General features: G+C 62.3%; 18 protein-coding genes. 9 read left to right on the forward strand and 9 right to left on the reverse strand.

The genetic code is table 11. The annotated features are described in order from the left end of the window. Positions 1-102: 102 nt before the first annotated feature. Entirely contained in the window at positions 103-780 is a 678-nt protein-coding gene (locus G552_RS0107835; RefSeq protein WP_027882539.1) for a Crp/Fnr family transcriptional regulator, read from the reverse strand. 18 nt (positions 781-798) lie between these two features. On the opposite strand from G552_RS0107835, the gene G552_RS0107840 reads away from it, so the two are divergent. Further along, positions 799-1,464, forward strand: coding sequence for an ABC transporter ATP-binding protein (locus tag G552_RS0107840; RefSeq protein WP_051195738.1), 666 nt, complete (start codon positions 799-801; stop codon positions 1,462-1,464). 38 nt (positions 1,465-1,502) lie between these two features. Here the strand turns inward: G552_RS0107840 and G552_RS0107845 are convergent, their stop codons facing one another. After that, positions 1,503-2,432: a peptidylprolyl isomerase gene (locus G552_RS0107845; protein ID WP_036270467.1), complete on the reverse strand. Its 930-nt coding sequence runs from the start codon at positions 2,430-2,432 to the stop codon at positions 1,503-1,505. A gap of 221 nt (positions 2,433-2,653) precedes the next feature. Between G552_RS0107845 and G552_RS0107850 the strand changes: the two genes are divergently transcribed. The 6 genes from G552_RS0107850 to G552_RS0107875 all read left to right on the forward strand — a co-directional run bounded on the left by G552_RS0107850 (position 2,654) and on the right by G552_RS0107875 (position 7,101). Beyond that, positions 2,654-3,973: a protoporphyrinogen/coproporphyrinogen oxidase gene (locus G552_RS0107850; protein ID WP_027882542.1), complete on the forward strand. Its 1,320-nt coding sequence runs from the start codon at positions 2,654-2,656 to the stop codon at positions 3,971-3,973. 45 nt (positions 3,974-4,018) lie between these two features. Further along, positions 4,019-4,303 carry an Lrp/AsnC ligand binding domain-containing protein gene (locus G552_RS0107855; protein ID WP_027882543.1) on the forward strand — a complete coding sequence of 95 codons (285 nt, stop codon included), beginning with the start codon at positions 4,019-4,021 and terminating at the stop codon, positions 4,301-4,303. Between the two features lie 47 nt (positions 4,304-4,350). Beyond that, on the forward strand, positions 4,351-4,899 hold the full coding sequence (locus G552_RS0107860) for a CPBP family intramembrane glutamic endopeptidase (RefSeq protein WP_027882544.1): 549 nt from the start codon (positions 4,351-4,353) through the stop codon (positions 4,897-4,899). A gap of 51 nt (positions 4,900-4,950) precedes the next feature. Continuing rightward, a complete protein-coding gene (icd, locus tag G552_RS0107865) occupies positions 4,951-6,225 on the forward strand; it encodes an NADP-dependent isocitrate dehydrogenase (protein ID WP_027882545.1) in 1,275 nt (424 codons plus the stop codon). Positions 6,226-6,290: 65 nt separating this feature from the next. Continuing rightward, entirely contained in the window at positions 6,291-6,581 is a 291-nt protein-coding gene (locus G552_RS0107870) for a hypothetical protein (RefSeq protein ID WP_027882546.1), read from the forward strand. 76 nt (positions 6,582-6,657) lie between these two features. Next, a complete protein-coding gene (locus G552_RS0107875; protein ID WP_027882547.1) occupies positions 6,658-7,101 on the forward strand; it encodes a hypothetical protein in 444 nt (147 codons plus the stop codon). Between the two features lie 3 nt (positions 7,102-7,104). On the opposite strand, the gene G552_RS0107880 is transcribed toward G552_RS0107875, so the two are convergent. The 4 genes from G552_RS0107880 to miaA all read right to left on the reverse strand — a co-directional run bounded on the left by G552_RS0107880 (position 7,105) and on the right by miaA (position 11,555). Further along, on the reverse strand, positions 7,105-8,229 hold the full coding sequence (locus G552_RS0107880; RefSeq protein ID WP_027882548.1) for a hypothetical protein: 1,125 nt from the start codon (positions 8,227-8,229) through the stop codon (positions 7,105-7,107). Between the two features lie 8 nt (positions 8,230-8,237). Further along, entirely contained in the window at positions 8,238-9,002 is a 765-nt protein-coding gene (locus G552_RS0107885; protein ID WP_027882549.1) for a 3'-5' exonuclease, read from the reverse strand. Positions 9,003-9,184: 182 nt separating this feature from the next. Beyond that, positions 9,185-10,621, reverse strand: coding sequence for an Asp-tRNA(Asn)/Glu-tRNA(Gln) amidotransferase subunit GatA (gene gatA, locus G552_RS0107890; protein WP_027882550.1), 1,437 nt, complete (start codon positions 10,619-10,621; stop codon positions 9,185-9,187). Positions 10,622-10,631: 10 nt separating this feature from the next. Next, positions 10,632-11,555, reverse strand: a complete 924-nt coding sequence (gene miaA, locus G552_RS0107895) for a tRNA (adenosine(37)-N6)-dimethylallyltransferase MiaA (protein ID WP_027882551.1) — start codon at positions 11,553-11,555, stop codon at positions 10,632-10,634. Between the two features lie 39 nt (positions 11,556-11,594). Between miaA and G552_RS0107900 the strand changes: the two genes are divergently transcribed. After that, on the forward strand, positions 11,595-11,969 hold the full coding sequence (locus tag G552_RS0107900) for an Hsp20/alpha crystallin family protein (protein ID WP_027882552.1): 375 nt from the start codon (positions 11,595-11,597) through the stop codon (positions 11,967-11,969). Between the two features lie 3 nt (positions 11,970-11,972). Here the strand turns inward: G552_RS0107900 and G552_RS0107905 are convergent, their stop codons facing one another. Then, entirely contained in the window at positions 11,973-12,581 is a 609-nt protein-coding gene (locus tag G552_RS0107905) for a thymidine kinase (RefSeq protein ID WP_036270469.1), read from the reverse strand. A gap of 84 nt (positions 12,582-12,665) precedes the next feature. Further along, on the reverse strand, positions 12,666-12,890 hold the full coding sequence (gene rpmE / locus G552_RS0107910) for a 50S ribosomal protein L31 (protein WP_027882554.1): 225 nt from the start codon (positions 12,888-12,890) through the stop codon (positions 12,666-12,668). A 96-nt stretch (positions 12,891-12,986) separates the two neighbouring features. Between rpmE and aroH the strand changes: the two genes are divergently transcribed. Continuing rightward, positions 12,987-13,355: a chorismate mutase gene (aroH, locus tag G552_RS0107915; RefSeq protein ID WP_027882555.1), complete on the forward strand. Its 369-nt coding sequence runs from the start codon at positions 12,987-12,989 to the stop codon at positions 13,353-13,355. Positions 13,356-13,358: 3 nt separating this feature from the next. Here aroH and metG read toward each other — a convergent pair whose 3' ends face one another. After that, a complete protein-coding gene (gene metG, locus G552_RS0107920; protein WP_027882556.1) occupies positions 13,359-15,242 on the reverse strand; it encodes a methionine--tRNA ligase in 1,884 nt (627 codons plus the stop codon). Positions 15,243-15,463: the final 221 nt, after the last annotated feature.

A 15,463-nucleotide genomic window follows, 5' to 3' on the forward strand; every position in this document is an offset into this window, starting at 1 on the left:
CAACGGTGGTAAACTGCACCTGGGGAACCTCCTTTCTTGGTTGGTTCCCCTCTTTTTATCCCAGCTTAGAGTCTCACATGTGTTTGTCCGGGTTCAAGAGGGTTAGCGCAAACCGAAAAGCACTTCCTCCAACCCTGCCGGGTCGAGGATTTCTACGTAACCAGAGCCCACCCGCACCAGTTCCTCCTCCCGCAGGGCATGCAACACCCGGGTTACGGTCTCCCGGCTGGTTCCGGAGAGTTGGGCCAGTTCCTGGTGGGTTAGCTTCATCTTGGTTCCGTCGCCGTAGCGCTGCTTGCGCAGCTTGGTCAGGGCGTAGGCCACCCGGCCCCGGGCCTCTTCGAAGGAAAGAACCTCGAGCTCGAGGTCGGCCTCACGCAGACGCCGGGCCAAAATGGTGGCGAGGTTGTGTAGGATTTCCGGCCACTTGCGCACCAAGCTCCAGTAGGAATCCTGGTACAAAACCAGCAGCACCGAGTCCATGGTGGTCTCGGCAGAGGCGCTACGCGGCTGGTCGTCCAGCAGGCTCATCTCGCCAAATACTTCCCCCGGGCCCAGGTAGGCGAACATCCGCTCACGGCCATCCAGGTAGGTGCGGTAGATGCGCACCTGCCCTGTCTGAACGATGTACAAGGCGGCCCCCATGTCCCCCGCTTCAAAGATTTTCTTACCGGCTGGGTAGTTGCGGGTTACGAAAGCCTCTTTCGCCACCTCGAGCGCCTGCGGGGGTACCCCTTGAAAAAGCGGCGTCTTGGCTAGCACCTGCGTGTCTACCAACATCAGGTACACTTTACAAGGGTGCGTAACGCTTTGCCAATAGCCGGTAATCATCCGATACTGGAGGCATCTGACCTGGGCTTTTCCTATACCGAGGCAGAGCTTTTTCGCGGACTGAAGCTGCGGCTGGAAGCGGGCGAGGTGCGGGTGGTGCTGGGGCCTTCCGGCAGCGGCAAAACCACCCTGCTGCACCTTCTAGCTGGCCTGCTGCCCTTGCAAAGCGGGGATGTGCGCTGGCAGGGCCAAAGCATCCGCGGGCTGAGTGAAGAAGCCCTGGCCCGGCGAAGGTTGTTCTACAGCGGGCTCATCTTCCAGCACCACTACCTGCAAGCCGAGTTAAGCGCGCTGGAGAACACCCTGGTTCCCGGATACCTGGCCGGCAAGGTAGACCTCCCCTGGGGCATGGAACTACTGGCTAAAGTGGGCCTGGCGGCCAAAGCCCGTCTGCTCCCTAAAGCCCTTTCGGGGGGCGAGCGGCAACGGGTAGCGGTGGCCCGGGCCCTCTACAACCGCCCTCGCCTCCTCCTGGCCGACGAGCCTACCGGCAGCCTAGACCGGCGCAACGCGGAACGGGTGATGGAACTGATGCTAAGCCTAGCCCAAGACCTCGGTACAGCCGTCATCGTGGCCACCCACGATGAACATCTGGTACGGGGCCTACCCGAGATTCGCTTAGGCGAAACCTAAACAGCCCCGCCTATTCGACCAAGCACCAGCCCCTGGGCCTAGAGGTTTTCCGGAAACAGCCGGATAGGGGTAAGGCTCACGATATTGTCGAGCACCTTTTGCAAAGCAGCGCTTCGAACCGCTTGGGCCAGCTCCCCGCGAACCTCCTCGAAAGGCTGGAACCCTGCCGGCCTAACCTCTTTGAGCAAAATGACATGAAACCCAAATTCGGTTCGAACCGGGGTTTTGGAACTCTCCCCAGGCTTGAGTGCGGTAAGGGCTCGCTCGAAGGGAGCCACAAAGGTTCCCCGGGGCTCGCAGCCTAGGTCACCCCCCTGGCTCTTGCTGCCTGGGTCTATGGAAAGTGTCCGTGCGAGGTCGGCAAATTGCTCTCCTCGAGCCAGGCGCGCAATTACCTGGTTGGCCTCTTGGGCAGTGGCCAGCATGATGTGCGCGGAGCAGTAGCGCACAGGAGTTCTGAACTGCGGCTTGGAAACCAGGTAAAGAAGGCGCAAGGAGGCCTCGCTGGGCTGAAGCTTCTGCAGCAGGTTTTCCAGGTAGGCGTTGTAGGTCAGGGCCTCGTAGACCAGCCGGCGGTAGGCCGCCATGCTGGGAATGCCGGCTTCCTCGAGGGCCTGGTTGAGGGCTTCCTCGCTTTCGAACTCGGCTCTAACCTCCTCCACAGCCGCCTCTATCGCTTCCTCTTTAGCAGCAAAACCCGCGGCCTCTGCGGCCAGAATAATGGCCTGATCGCGGGCCATGCGCTCGAGGAACTGCGGCTTAAACGGAGCGAAAGCCTCCTCAGCCTCTGGCGTATAGGGCTGCCCCCGCTGCTGCAACACATCGCGCACAAACAAGTGGAACTGCAGGTCAAACTGGCTTTTGCTCAGGGTAAAGCGGCCCACCGTAGCTACCGCCGGGTCGGCCTGGGCCAGCCCCAAAGAGGCCAGCACCAGCGTCAGATAAATAAAAATGGTTGTTTTGTTCATGGTTTCTCCTTAGGAACAGCCCATCTAGCCCAAACCTCACCCCTGGGCAAAACCGCCGATGCGCTATGCTAACACGTTTGTGGTCAAATAAGCCCACTTCACCTCGCACTTGGCACCCCTACCCGATACAATCTGGGGGCTATGCCGCCATGCCTTCATCCCACGCTGGCCCGTGGCCGCCCACACCCCTTTTCCCCAAGGCTTTGGCGTGAGGTCAGGCCATGAGCCGGGTGGTTGTGGTGGGCGGAGGGCTTGCCGGTCTGACAGTGGCCTACTGGGTCGCCCAAGCCGGCGCTGAGGTTAGCCTCCTCGAGGCCAGCCCTACCCTTGGCGGAAACTGCCGCACCGTTCGCCTGGAGGGGGTTTCCCTCGAGCTCGGCGATGGGTTTTTCCTATCCAGCCCAGGTACCCTAACCGCGCTTTGCGGCCAGCTTGGCCTCCCTCCCGCTCCCTGGCCTAGCCTGCCCAGCATCGTGCGCCAGGGGGGCCGGGACTGGGCGTTGCCCTTGGGTCTAAATCCCTCCACTGGCTTTGGCCTGTACCGCATTACAGAACTGCCCTTCAGCCGCGCTACCCGCTGGCGGCTGCGAACCGAGCGCTTTGTAGGCCGGACGGTCAAAAACGAGTCGCTGGGAACCTTCCTTCGCCGCCGACTGGGGGAGGAGGTCTGGCCGGTGCTCAAGCCCTACCTGGAGGCCTGGCTGGGAGGCCCGGCGGAAGAGGTTTCAGTTCGGCTGGCTTTAGGCAAACTCCTCGAGCTTGAGGGCCAGGGAGGGCTGCTGGCTGCCAGCCGCCAGGTCTCCCACGACGGGCGGCTTCACCTGCCCAGCGGAATGGGTAGCCTAATCGAGGCTTTGCGCCAGGAGCTCCAAGCCAGAGCCCACCTGCTGACCCAACAGCCCGCCTGGGCCATAAGCCGCGGAGTGGGCCGCTGGCAGGTGCATCTGCGGGAGGGCCGGCTCGAGGCCGAGGCGGTGGTGGTGGCCCTACCCGCCCCCCAGGCAGCCAAGCTGCTGCGCCCCTCCGCCCCTCAGCTAACCGCTCTGCTCAACCACTTTCCCCACCACCCCAGCGCCAAGGTTTTCTTGCTCTACCCCCAAGAGGCGGTGAGCGCTGAGCCCATAGAGTACTTCTTTGCCCGGGGTGAAGGCTACGCTTGTACTGCCCTGCGCCTCTTACAGGCTGGCCCTGGGCTGGGCCTGGCTCGAGCAGAGTTTCTAGGTCAAACAGCCCACCTAGGCGAGGCCGAGCTGGCCCGGTTAGCCCAGCAAGACCTAGCCCGGCGGCTGCAAACCCCCGTTCGCCCCCTGGCCGCCTGGGTTTTTCGCCAGCCTGCCTCGAGGCCCCAGTTTGGCTTGCAGCATACCCGCTGGAAAGACGAGCTCGAGCGGACCTTACTGTACGCCCCAGGTCTGTTCTTCACCGGCAGCTACCTGGCCGGGCCAGGCCTGGCCTCTTTAGTCGAGCACGGCCGTCAGACAGCCCAGCGTGTCCTCGACTTTCTAGCGCTATCGGTAAGCCAGGACAACCAGACGGTTTAAGCAAGGGCATACCCAGAGCGCCCCTCCCCAGGGTATCATCGCCGCATGATTACTGCTTTTGTGCTGATTCAAACCCGCCGCGAGGCCACCGCTGAGACCGCCGAAGCCGTGGCGGAAATCCCCGGGGTGGCCGAGGTCTACTCGGTGACCGGGGAGTGGGACCTGGTGGCCATCCTGCGCTTCAAGGACTTCGAACAGCTTGACGACATCGTCACCCTAGGCCTGCGCAAGCTCGAGGGCATCGAACGCACCCAGACCCTACTGGCCTTTCGGGCCTTCTCCCGTAAGCTGCTCGAGCAGGGCTTCAATATCGGCAGCGAAGGGCTGTAGCGGGCGCCATCCTGCCCTTTGGCCTAAGCCCGGTTATAACGCAAACCATGCTTCGCTTTTTTCTGTTACTCCAAATGGGGCTCTTAGGCCTGGGCCTGGCCTGGATGGCCGCTGCCGGCTACCCCTTCCTCCAAACCCCCGATCCTTTGCGCGACACCCTGGCCTTTGGGCTTTTGTTTCTGGCTTTGCTTGGCCTCGAGCGCCTCTTCTCGCGTCTGTTCCCCCAGAGCTTCAGAGCCGCCGAAGCCCTGCACGGCCAGCTCGCCCGGGTCATGCAGGCCGAAGGCATCCGCCACCCTCAGGCTCTGCTGCTGGCCTTGGCCTCGGGCCTGGGGGAGGAGGTCTTTTTTCGTGGGGCCGTACAAAACGCGCTGTATGGCGGCTGGCTGGGAGTGGTGCTGCAGGCCCTGGTCTTCACCGCTTTCCACCCCATCCCCGACCGCCGGGCCTGGAGCTATCCCCTATTCGTCTTCTGCGGTGGACTCTTATTTGGGGCCACCTATCTCCTTACCGGCAGCCTAATCCCCGGCATCCTGGCCCACTACCTGCACAACGCCCGGGGTTTTTACGAGCTGCTGGATCGCTCCCAGGCTTGAGCCAGTTCAATTTGGCCCATCCGGCCCTATTGCTTTATGCTCAGTAGCGCTATGGCATACCAAAAAATCCAGATTCCAGCAGGCGAGAAAATCTCCATCCACCAAGGTAAGCTCCAGGTCCCCGACCAACCCATCATCGGCTTCATCGAAGGCGACGGCACCGGCCCAGACATATGGCGGGCCGCCCAGCCGGTGCTAGATGCCGCCGTAGCCAAAGCCTACGGGGGCCGGCGAAGAATTGCCTGGGCCGAAATCTACGCCGGCGAGAAGGCCAATGCGGTCTATGGGGAGGCCATCTGGCTGCCCGAGGAAACCCTAACGTTCATCCGGGAGTACCTCGTCGCCATCAAAGGCCCCCTGACCACCCCGGTAGGCGGCGGCATCCGCTCCATCAACGTGGCCCTGCGCCAAGAGCTCGACCTCTACGCTTGCGTGCGCCCAGTGCAGTGGTTTGAAGGGGTGCCCAGTCCGGTGCGCCACCCCGAACTGGTCAACATGGTCATCTTCCGCGAGAACACCGAAGATATCTACGCCGGCATCGAGTTTCCCAAGGATAGCCCCGAGGTAGAGCGGTTTTTGCAGTGGTTCAAGGCAGAGTTCCCCAAAGCCTACAGCAAAATTCGCTTCCCGGCCTCGAGCGGCATCGGCCTCAAGCCCGTCTCGCAGGAGGGCACCGAACGCCTGGTGGAAGCCGCTATCCAGTACGCCATCGACAACGATCTGCCCTCGGTCACCCTGGTGCACAAGGGCAACATCATGAAGTTCACCGAAGGGGCTTTCCGCGACTGGGGCTATGCCCTGGCCAAACGTAAGTTCGGCGCGGTGGAACTAGATGGGGGCCCCTGGCAAACCCTCACCAACCCCAAAACCGGCAAGCCCATCGTTATCAAAGATATGATTGCCGATAACTTCCTGCAGCAGATCCTGCTGCGGCCCGCCGAGTACAGTGTCATTGCCACCCTGAACCTCAACGGCGACTATATCTCCGACGCCCTAGCCGCCCAGGTAGGCGGCATCGGCATCGCCCCCGGGGCTAATGTGAACTACTACACCGGCCACGCGGTCTTCGAGGCCACCCACGGTACAGCCCCCAAGTACGCGGGCAAGGACCAGGTTAACCCCAGCTCGGTCATCCTTTCAGGTGAGATGATGCTACGCTACCTGGGCTGGATCGAGGCCGCTGACCTGATCATTCACGCCATGACCAAAACCATCGCCCAGGGCCGTGTCACCTACGATTTCCACCGCCTCATGACCGCAGAAGGACGCAGTGCCACCCTGCTCAAGTGCAGCGAGTTTGGCCAGGCCCTGATAGAAAACATGTAGCCAAACCCCCTACAAGCAGCCTGCCCGAGGTATACTGCACGCATCCTCGAGCCGGAGGTGATGGTATGGTTCAAGCGCTTATTGTGCTGGGGTTGCTGGTCATGACCTACAACGTGTTCACTGGTTTACAGATGCGCCGCGAAGCCCCCGGGGGTATCATCGGCGAGCGCCTATCCCAGCTCAACCTGTTCATCGGGTTTTTCACCCTGGGCTACCTGGGGGTAGCCCTGCTCGTCTGGGGCCGGGCGGTGGATCTGCTGCTGGTTGTGGTGGCCCTGATTCTGCTCTTTGGCAGCATCTTTGTACTTCTGGTGCTGCGTTTAGTACAGGCTGTATTGAAGGCCCTGGGGGGCTAGGCTGCTCTTCCTTACCTTACGTGGCAGGCTATGGCACAATACGCCCTAGGGTGGCGAACCCAGGCCGGAGGCCCCCATGCGAATCTACCGTCAAAGCAGCAAGCCGTTGGACGAGCTCTTGGGGCGGGAAGAGCGGCTCGTCTATGCTTTGTGCCAACAGGAAGTCAGCGATGTGGTGCTGGCCCAACGCACCGGCCTGGCCCTGGACCGGTTGAGCGAAATCCTCGAGGGCCTAGAGGCCAAGGGGCTACTGGAACTGCTGGCGGCTACCCCACCAGAACAGCCTCAACCCCCCACCCCTAGCCGCCCAGACCTTGCTGAAGCCAAGGCTCAGCTGGTTCAGACCTTGCAGCACACACTGGGCCGACAGGCTTCTCGCTACCTGGCTGAAATCGAGGCCGCCACAAGCCTAAGCGAGCTGGAGGAACGAGCCCTTAAGCTGGCCCTAAAGCTGCGGCTCACCGTGAGCCAGGAAGCCGCCCAGGCCCTCGAGGCCCACGCCAACGCCCTGTTCAAGTAGCCTTCAGCCCTGCTGAAAAACCCCTTGCAGGCGGCGTCGCATCACCTCGGCGTACTCAATCCAGTTGGCTAAGGTCTCCTCTACCGACTGGCGCAGGAGAAACTCCCCTGGCGAAAGGCGCTTGAGCAGCAAAAAGGGTGGGCCACTCAGGCTTTCCAGCACCTGCTGCAGGTGGTCGGCCTCCAGGTTCATCTCCCGGGCCATGGGCATCAGGTCGGCCAGCAGGAAAACCTGCTGGGGGGGCTGTTCGGCCAGGAGGGCCAGCACGGCAGAGAAATGGCTGCGTTCCCGCAATACCCCGTAGATTTCCTGCTCTAGGGCCTCCACGCTTTCCAAGTCCACCCGCCCCTGGCGCAACAGGCGCTCGAGGTCCAAAGGGCCAATAGGAAAAGCGCTTTTGTGCTTGACCAGCCGGGTCAGCGCCTCCGGCGAGACAAAGCCCAGGCCGGTCTGCCCCAACCCGGAAGGCCGCACGCTGGCTATCTCGGCTAGGGCCTCGGCCTTGGAGGACTCCCCCGCCACCAAAGCGGCGTACTGCACCCGGCCTTGAGAGCGGTAGGCCAGCAAAGCCTTGGCCTCCATCTCGCCGAAACGGGCCAACGCCAGGTGGAAGGTACGGCGGCCCAAAGCTGCCCGGAAAACCCAGGGTGCGCTGCCCGACTCGCGCACCAGGCCCAGCGCCTCGAGGTCGGTAGCAAAGGCCGGCCCCTCGGGGGGCAACGGCTGGTGGGGATAGAGCACCTCCTTGGGGTAAGGGGTAACCCGAACGCGCTTGGAACCCTTTTCCTGCGTTAGCTCGCTGGGCGGAGGGGATGCCGGTTTGGCAGGGGTCTCCGCCGTTCGGGGACGGGCGGGCTTGGCCGCCGGGGTCAGGGCTTCCAGAGCAATCTCACCGGCCTCTAAGTGCAGGGCAATCCGGTCATTTACATTTAGCCGCCGCTTGGCGTAATAGGGAGCCAGACCCTCGAGGCGGTTCTGTTGCCAGTTGACCACCGCTTCATACGTTTCGCCCTCCTCGTCGCGCAAGATAACGCGATCCTTGCCTTGCAAGAAAACCCGCAAGGACTGGGTCAGGTTCATGGTGCCGCTTCTGAGACAGACGCTGGTGAGAACGTAGCGCGCAATCATAGGGTTTCCTAGCAGGCTTTTTTATGCGTGAGCTTCCAGGCCGGAAGGGGCTGGCCCGCAGTGAGCATATAGTACATCTCGTGGGCCACCTGAAGGGTAGTTTCCACGTCGCCCAGGGCCCGGTGACGACCGGGGATGGGGCCTAGCTCAAACGCCCAGGCCAGCGCGTCCAGGCCCCGCTTGGTCAGGCCAGGGAGGGCTTTGCGCGCCCAGTCTATGGTGTCCACCACAGGGTTGTCCAAGCGGCAGCCCAAGCGCTTCAAGCGGGGCAGCAAAAAACCCAGGTCGAAAGGGGCATTCTGGATGATGAGGGTGGCCCCTTGCAAAAGCGGCAGGGCTTCTTCCAACACACTGTGCACATCGGGCGCTTCCTCCACGTCTTTGTTGTGAATGCCGGTCAGGCGGCTGATGAAAGGGGGAATGGCCACTCCTGGGTTGACCAGGCGTTCGAATACCTGCTTCTGACCGTTCTCTAGGCGCACTAAGGCCAGCTCGATGATCTCGTTTTCCTCAGGGGAGAGGCCCGTGGTTTCCACGTCCAGAACTACGATGGCCTCCCCGGCCAGGGGAAAGGGGTAGCGCCACTCCCACAGGCCAATGCCCTCCTCGAGCTGGGCAAAACGCCCATCGAGCAGACCACGCAACAGTGTCTCCGCTCCTCTCCCCCGCAAGGCCAGCACCTGCTCGGCCAGGGCTTGCTCGGGCAGAGGACGTCCAGTGCTGCGAAGGTGGCGGGCTAGGCGGGTGGCAAGGCGGTAGTGGGTTGGGCTCATATGCAGTCGGGCCTATAGAACGGGGCCAGTTAAGCCGAGGCCAGGTGGCACTGCTAATCCTGCGATACTTTATTTGCTGCAATAAAAGGCCTCTGGGCGAGTATACCCCAGCTTGCAAAAATAAGACAGAACCTTACCGAACCTTAACGCCCAAACGTTAAGGGGCGTGACCCCAAAGGCTTCTAGCCTAGCGGGGCCACTCGAGCGAAGGCCCGTCCGGTAGCCTCCTCGAAGGCATGGGCCACGCTGAACAGCCGCTCATCCCCAAGCGGTGGGGCCATGAGCTGCACCCCCACTGGCAGGCTGCCCTCAAAGCCCGCGGGAATACTAATGGCCGGCAGCCCAGCCAGGTTGACCGCCACGGTGTCAATATCGGCCAGGTACATCGAAACCGGGTCGGCGGTTTTCTCGCCGAAGCGGAAAGCGGGAAAGGGGCTGGTGGGCGTGAGGAGAAGATCAGCCTGGCAAAAGGCCGCGTCCAGGTCAGCTTTGAGTTTAGTCCTAGCCTGCAGCGCCTTGCCGTAGTAGGCCTGGTAGTAGCCCGAGGATAGGGCAAAGGTGCCCATCAAAATGCGGCGCTTAGCCTCTGGACCAAAGCCCCGCTCCCGGCTTTGCATCATGGCGGTGATGCTGTCTTCGGCAGGCACCCTAAGACCGTATAGGGTGCCATCGTAGCGAGCCAGGTTGGAGCTAATCTCGGCGGTGTTGACAATGTAGTAAGCGGCCAGGGCATAGTCCAAGGTGGGCACACTGACCTCCACAAAGCGCAGCCCACACCCCTCCATCACCTGGCGGAAGCGCTCGATGGCCTCCAGTACTCCCGGAGAGTTACCTGCAGCCAAAGCCTCCCGCACCAGCCCCACCACCAGGCCCTGGGCCGGGGTCTGCAGCGCCATTTGGAAATGAGGGGCCACCTCGAGGCTGGTGCTGTCCAGGGGGTCGTGGCCGCTCACCGCATCGGTCAACCGGGCCAGATCCGCCACCGAGCGGGCCAGAGTACCCACCTGATCCAGGCTGCTGGCGGTAGCCACCACCCCATAGCGGGAGATGCGGCCATAGGTAGGCTTAAAACCGTAGACCCCACACAACGCCGCTGGCTGGCGCACGCTTCCCCCGGTGTCGGTGCCTAGGGCCAACGGCACCAGATCCGCCCCAACCGCCGCCGCCGAGCCCCCCGAGGTGCCCCCCGGCACCCGTTCGAGGTCCCAGGGATTGCGGGTGGGGCCAAAAGCCGAGTACTCGGTGGAAGAGCCCATGGCAAACTCGTCCATATTGGCCTTGCCCACCACAATGGCCCCGGCCTGACGCAACCTTTCCACCACTGTGGCGTCGTAGGGAGGAACGAAGTGCTCCAGCATCCTCGAGCCGCAGGTGGTGGGTAGCCCCCGGGTGCAGATGTTGTCCTTGACCGCCACGGGCACCCCGGCCAGCGGCAGGGCCTCGCCTCGGGCCAGGCGCTCTTCCACCTGCTGGGCTTCCTCCAAAGCCTTGGGATTCAGGCGGATAAAGGCCCGCAGCCGGGGCTCGAGCCGCTCAATCCGCTCCAGATAGGCCCGCACCACCTCGCCAGGCGAGGTTTGGCCGGCCTGAACGCTTTGCACGATTTCCTGGGCCAACATACCGCCCCTATCATATAAGGCTCGCCCACCAGTCCCGCAGCCCCGGCCAGGCTGCCTCCCCCCCTGCTGGAAGGTAGACTACCTCGCCCGGCTCCTTGCGAAACCAGGTGTACTGTCGTCGGGCGTAAGCCCGGGTAGCCTTGAGCATGGCCTGTTTGGCCTGGGGCAGCGTGTAGACGCCCCGCAGGTAAAGGGCCACCTCCTTGTAGCCGATACTCTGCAAGGCCGTGGGCATCTGGGGATAGGCCGCAAGAAGCCGCTCCACCTCTTCCACCAAGCCCTGGGCAAACATCCACTCGATGCGGGCCTCCAGGCGGGGCTCGAGCCAGGCCCAGTCCGGCCACAAAATCAGCTTGCGGTAACGAAAACGCGGGGCCTGGCGGGGCAGCCGGGCCGGTGGGGTGCCGGTGTGATAAAGAATTTCCAAAGCCCGCACCAAACGGCGTGGGTTGCGCCCCACCCTCTGGGCATCCTGGGGGCTTTGGGCGGCCAACTCCTGCCACAAGGCCTCGAGGCCCTGGGTTTCCAAACGTTGCCACAGTTCGGCCTGCAAAGCCGGATCAGGAGGCGGCAACTGGTGCAGCCCCTCCGACAATGCCCGGATGTAGTAGCCGGTTCCCCCCACCACCAAGGGCCACCGCCCCTCCTCCAGGCAGCGGGCGATGGCCGCTTCAGCCTGGTGTAGGTAGTCGGCCACGCTAAAAGCCTGGTTGGGCCAGACCAGGTCGATCAGGTAGTGGGGTACCTGCTGCCGCTCGGCTAGGCTGGGCTTGGCCGTGCCAATGTCCATGCCGCGGTAGACCATGCTGGCATCGGCAGAAACTACCGCCAGGGGAAAGGCCTGGCCTAGCCGCAAGGCCAGCTCGGTCTTGCCGCTGGCCGTTGGCCCGGCCAGCACCGGAATAGGCGGCTGGGCAGATGATTTGTCGTGCATAACAGCCTTCTTTCACCCTTTCATGATATGCTCGGAAGTATGACCATCGAACGCTTCGATGCGATGGAGCGTCTGCAGAGCATCCGCCAGCAGCTCGAGGCGCTATCCCAGCGCCTTGGCGCCCAGGAGGCGTGGACTCCCCCAGTGGACATCCTCGATGAAGGCGAGCAGTACCGCATTTTAGTGGATGTACCAGGGGTCAAAGGCGAGGACCTCGAGCTGTACGAGGAAGGCCAGACCCTCACCCTGGCCGGAATACGCCACACCCCAGAAGGCGCTTACACCCACCAAGAACGCCCTACGGGCACCTTTCGACGGAGCTTTACCCTGCCCGAGGCCATCGTTCCCAACAGCGCCCAAGCCTCGCTTAAAGGAGGCGTACTCGAGCTTCTGGTGCCTAAAGCCCGCGAATAAGGCTCAGAGGATTTCCTGCACCTGGGGGCTTGGCACCGTGTGGCACTTACGGCAACGCGGCTCATAAGCCTCGCTGGCCCCCACCAGGATAACCGGGTCGTCGTAGCGGGCAGGCTTACCGTTGACGAAGCGCTGGGTGCGGGTAGCGGGGGCCCCGCAGACCGGGCAGACCGCGTGCAGCTTCTCCACATACTCAGCCCGAGCCAAAAGTTCCGGCATAATGCCAAACGGCTCCGCGCGGAAGTCCATATCCAGCCCGGCGCAGATAACCCGCACCCCTTTATCAGCCAACTCGATCACCAAAGGAATCAGCCCCTCATCGAAAAACTGGGCCTCATCCACCGCGACCACATCGGGCAAAGGCTCGGTCAAGTGGGCCCTTAGCTCGCTCGAGCTGCCCACCGCAATGGCCTCGGCCCTTTGCCCGTCGTGGCTGAACACGTCGCTTTGGTGGTAGCGGTCATCTAGACACGGCTTGAACACCAGCACCCGTTGTCGGGCAATGAGGGCCCGTTTGACCCGCCGGATGAGCTCATCCGATTTACCTGAAAACATCGGGCCAACCACAACCTCGATCCAGCCTCGGTGATGGGGAAGGTGGGGTAGGCGCATAACCGCGGCCTAGCATATCGCGGCCCAGACCATCCAGGCAAAAAAGAAGGCGAGCCAACGCTCGCCTGGCCGCATAGGTAGAGATTACTTCTTGGCCGCTTTTTTGCCGTAGGTGCCGGCGAACTTCTTCTGGAATTTCTCCACCCGGCCTTCCGTGTCTACGAAGCGCTGTTGGCCAGTCCAGAAGGGGTGGTTGCCGCTCCACACCTCGACGTGAATCTCGGGCTTGGTGCTGTAGGTCTCCATGACCACCTGGCCGTTGCAGATGATCTTGCAAGGTACCAGCTTGGGGTGAATGTTCTCTTTCATCGGGCTCTCCTATGCACGGATTTTGCCGTGCGTTCAACCCATGCAATATAGCAGGTCTAGCCCTCAAGGGCAAGCTGGGTTAAAATCGCGCCACCTATGGTCAGAGGGGTACGCGGTGCCATTACCGTCGAGGAGAACAGCCGCGAGGCCATCCTAAGCGCCACCCGCGAGCTGTTGCAGAAGATGCTCGAGGTCAACCAGATTACCGATTTCGACAGTATCGGGGCCATGATCTTTACCCTCACCGACGACCTGTGCGCAGCCTTTCCTGCCGAGGCAGCCCGGCAGCTCGGCATGCAGCGGGTGCCGCTCATCAACTCGCGCGAGATTCCGGTGCCTGGGGCTTTGCCGCGGGTTATCCGGGTGATGATGCTGTGGAACACCGACCTGCCCCAACACCAAGTCAAGCACGTCTATCTGCGCGAGGCCGTGCGCCTACGCCCCGACCTGGAAAGCGCCCAATAAGCCCTAGCGGATCTTCGTCCCCGGGGGCATATCTTTCTCCGGGCTCACCACCACAATGCGGCCTTGGGCATCCTCACCCGCCAAAATCATCCCCTGGGACTCCACTCCGCGCAGCATCGCGGGCTTGAGATTGGCCACCAGCACCAGCTTCTTCCCCACCAGGCTTTCGGGCGTGTAGTACTGGGCAATCCCCGAGACCACCTGCCGGGTGTGGTCGCCCACGTCCAGGGTCAGCACCAGCAGCTTATCGGCCTTGGGATGCTTCTCGGCCTTAATCACCTCAGCCACGCGGAAGTCTACCCGGGCGAAGTCCTCGATAGTGATAAGGCCATCCGCGGCGGGGCGTTCGGCTTGGGGGGCTGGCTCGGGTCTGGCCTCGAGCTTGGGGAACAAAATGGGGGCCTCCTGGGGGATGCGGGTACCCGCTGGGGCCAGCCCCCAGGTCTCGGTCTGGGCCAGGGTATAGTCTCCCAAGCCCAAAGCCGCCCGCAGTTCCTTGGCCTTGGTGGGTAAGGCTGGCTCGAGCAGTACGCTAGCAATTCGCAAGCCTTCTACCACGGTGTAAAGGGCATCCTCCAGCTCCTTCTTCCGGCTTTCGTCGCGGGCCAGCTCCCAGGGCTTGGTCTCGTTGATGAAGCGATTAAGGCTACGCACATACTGCAGCACCTCTTCCAAGGCCAAGTGGATGCGCAGCGCATCCACCTCTTTGCGCACCTTTTCCGCCAGGGCCACCCCCGCTCGAGCCATCTCGCTATCGGGTGATGAAGGCTCCGGCAAGACTCCGCCGCAGTACTTGAGCAGCATGGTGCGCACCCGCGATACAAGGTTGCCTAGGTCATTGGCCAGGTCGGCGTTCAGCCGCTGGGCCACCACCTCCTCGCCAAAGGGGCTGTCCGCACCCAAGGTAGTGTCGCGCAGCAAGGCATAGTGCACGGCATCCACACCAAACTTATCGGCCAGGGCTAGGGGGTCTACCGCATTGCCCAGGCTCTTGCCCATCTTGCGCCCGTCCATGGCCAGAATGTGGCCGTGCACCACCAAGCGGCGGTAGATGGGTAGGCCCGCACTCTTGAGCATGATGGGCCAGAAAATAGCGTGGGGCTTGAGGATATCCTTGCCGATCACGTGCCAGGCATAGGGCCAGAACTTCTCGAAAAGACCCCGGCTGGCCAGGGAGGAAACATAAGCCAACAAGGCGTCGAACCACACATAGGTCACGTGGTTTTCATCCCAGGGAATGGGGATGCCCCAGGGCACCCGCTCCCTCGGGCGGGAGATGGACAGGTCGCCAATAGGCTCTTTGAGCATCTCCAGCACCTCGTTGCGGTAGGCCTGGGGCTGGATCAGGTCGGGGTGCTCATGCAAATAGTCCACCAACCAGGGCCGGTACTTCTCCATGCGGAAGAAGTAGTTGGCCTCCTTGCGCAACACCGGTGGCTCGGAGTCGCCCGGCAGAATACCGCCCACCAACTCTTTTTCGGTTACGTAGCGCTCCGAGCCCACCGAGTAAAGCCCCTCGTACTCGGCGTAGTAGATGTCGCCAGCCTCGTAGACCTTGCGCAAAATTTCTTGCACAAAGCGCTTGTGCCGCTCAGAGCTGGTGCGAATGTAGTCGTCGTAGCTAATGAGCAGGCGCTGATACGCTGGCTGGAAGAGCTTCTCGGAAACGTAGTCCACGAAAGCCTGGGGTTTCTGTCCGGCATTCTTGGCGGCTCGAGCGATCTTTTCTCCGTGTTCGTCGGTACCGGTTACAAAGTTGGTCTCATAGCCATCCAGGCGGTGGAAGCGGGCCAGAAAGTCGCAGATGATCTTCTCGTAGACATGGCCGATGTGGGGCGCCGCGTTGGCGTAATCGATGGCGGCGGTTTCGTAGAAGGTCTTGCTCATGGCTGCTCCTCGGGGACTTTGGGCCCGGCTAAAAAAACGGGGGCGCAACCGCGCCCCGCCGATAGCTACTGGTCGCTATCGTCGGGTAATCCGCATCATTCGGGCTGCAAAGCAATCCCCTTGCACAGCGAATATTCTAGGCAAGCCGCCATCCCTTTGGCAAGCCACACACAAAACCCAGGCCCGTCTTCATAACGGCTACCTCATTGCGGCGCAGGTAG

Source organism: Meiothermus rufus DSM 22234 (genome assembly GCF_000423425.1).
GTDB lineage: Bacteria > Deinococcota > Deinococci > Deinococcales > Thermaceae > Meiothermus > Meiothermus rufus.

Coding starts and splice junctions, on each gene's coding strand:
- aroH (WP_027882555.1), top strand. CDS start 12,987: ATGGTCAGAGGGGTACGCGGTGCCATTACCGTCGAGGAGAACAGCCGC.
- miaA (WP_027882551.1), bottom strand. CDS start 11,555: ATGCACGACAAATCATCTGCCCAGCCGCCTATTCCGGTGCTGGCCGGG.
- G552_RS0107870 (WP_027882546.1), top strand. CDS start 6,291: ATGGTTCAAGCGCTTATTGTGCTGGGGTTGCTGGTCATGACCTACAAC.
- G552_RS0107900 (WP_027882552.1), top strand. CDS start 11,595: ATGACCATCGAACGCTTCGATGCGATGGAGCGTCTGCAGAGCATCCGC.
- G552_RS0107905 (WP_036270469.1), bottom strand. CDS start 12,581: ATGCGCCTACCCCACCTTCCCCATCACCGAGGCTGGATCGAGGTTGTG.
- G552_RS0107885 (WP_027882549.1), bottom strand. CDS start 9,002: ATGAGCCCAACCCACTACCGCCTTGCCACCCGCCTAGCCCGCCACCTT.
- gatA (WP_027882550.1), bottom strand. CDS start 10,621: ATGTTGGCCCAGGAAATCGTGCAAAGCGTTCAGGCCGGCCAAACCTCG.
- G552_RS0107845 (WP_036270467.1), bottom strand. CDS start 2,432: ATGAACAAAACAACCATTTTTATTTATCTGACGCTGGTGCTGGCCTCT.
- G552_RS0107850 (WP_027882542.1), top strand. CDS start 2,654: ATGAGCCGGGTGGTTGTGGTGGGCGGAGGGCTTGCCGGTCTGACAGTG.
- G552_RS0107835 (WP_027882539.1), bottom strand. CDS start 780: ATGTTGGTAGACACGCAGGTGCTAGCCAAGACGCCGCTTTTTCAAGGG.
- G552_RS0107855 (WP_027882543.1), top strand. CDS start 4,019: ATGATTACTGCTTTTGTGCTGATTCAAACCCGCCGCGAGGCCACCGCT.
- rpmE (WP_027882554.1), bottom strand. CDS start 12,890: ATGAAAGAGAACATTCACCCCAAGCTGGTACCTTGCAAGATCATCTGC.
- G552_RS0107880 (WP_027882548.1), bottom strand. CDS start 8,229: ATGATTGCGCGCTACGTTCTCACCAGCGTCTGTCTCAGAAGCGGCACC.
- G552_RS0107875 (WP_027882547.1), top strand. CDS start 6,658: ATGCGAATCTACCGTCAAAGCAGCAAGCCGTTGGACGAGCTCTTGGGG.
- G552_RS0107860 (WP_027882544.1), top strand. CDS start 4,351: ATGCTTCGCTTTTTTCTGTTACTCCAAATGGGGCTCTTAGGCCTGGGC.
- icd (WP_027882545.1), top strand. CDS start 4,951: ATGGCATACCAAAAAATCCAGATTCCAGCAGGCGAGAAAATCTCCATC.
- metG (WP_027882556.1), bottom strand. CDS start 15,242: ATGAGCAAGACCTTCTACGAAACCGCCGCCATCGATTACGCCAACGCG.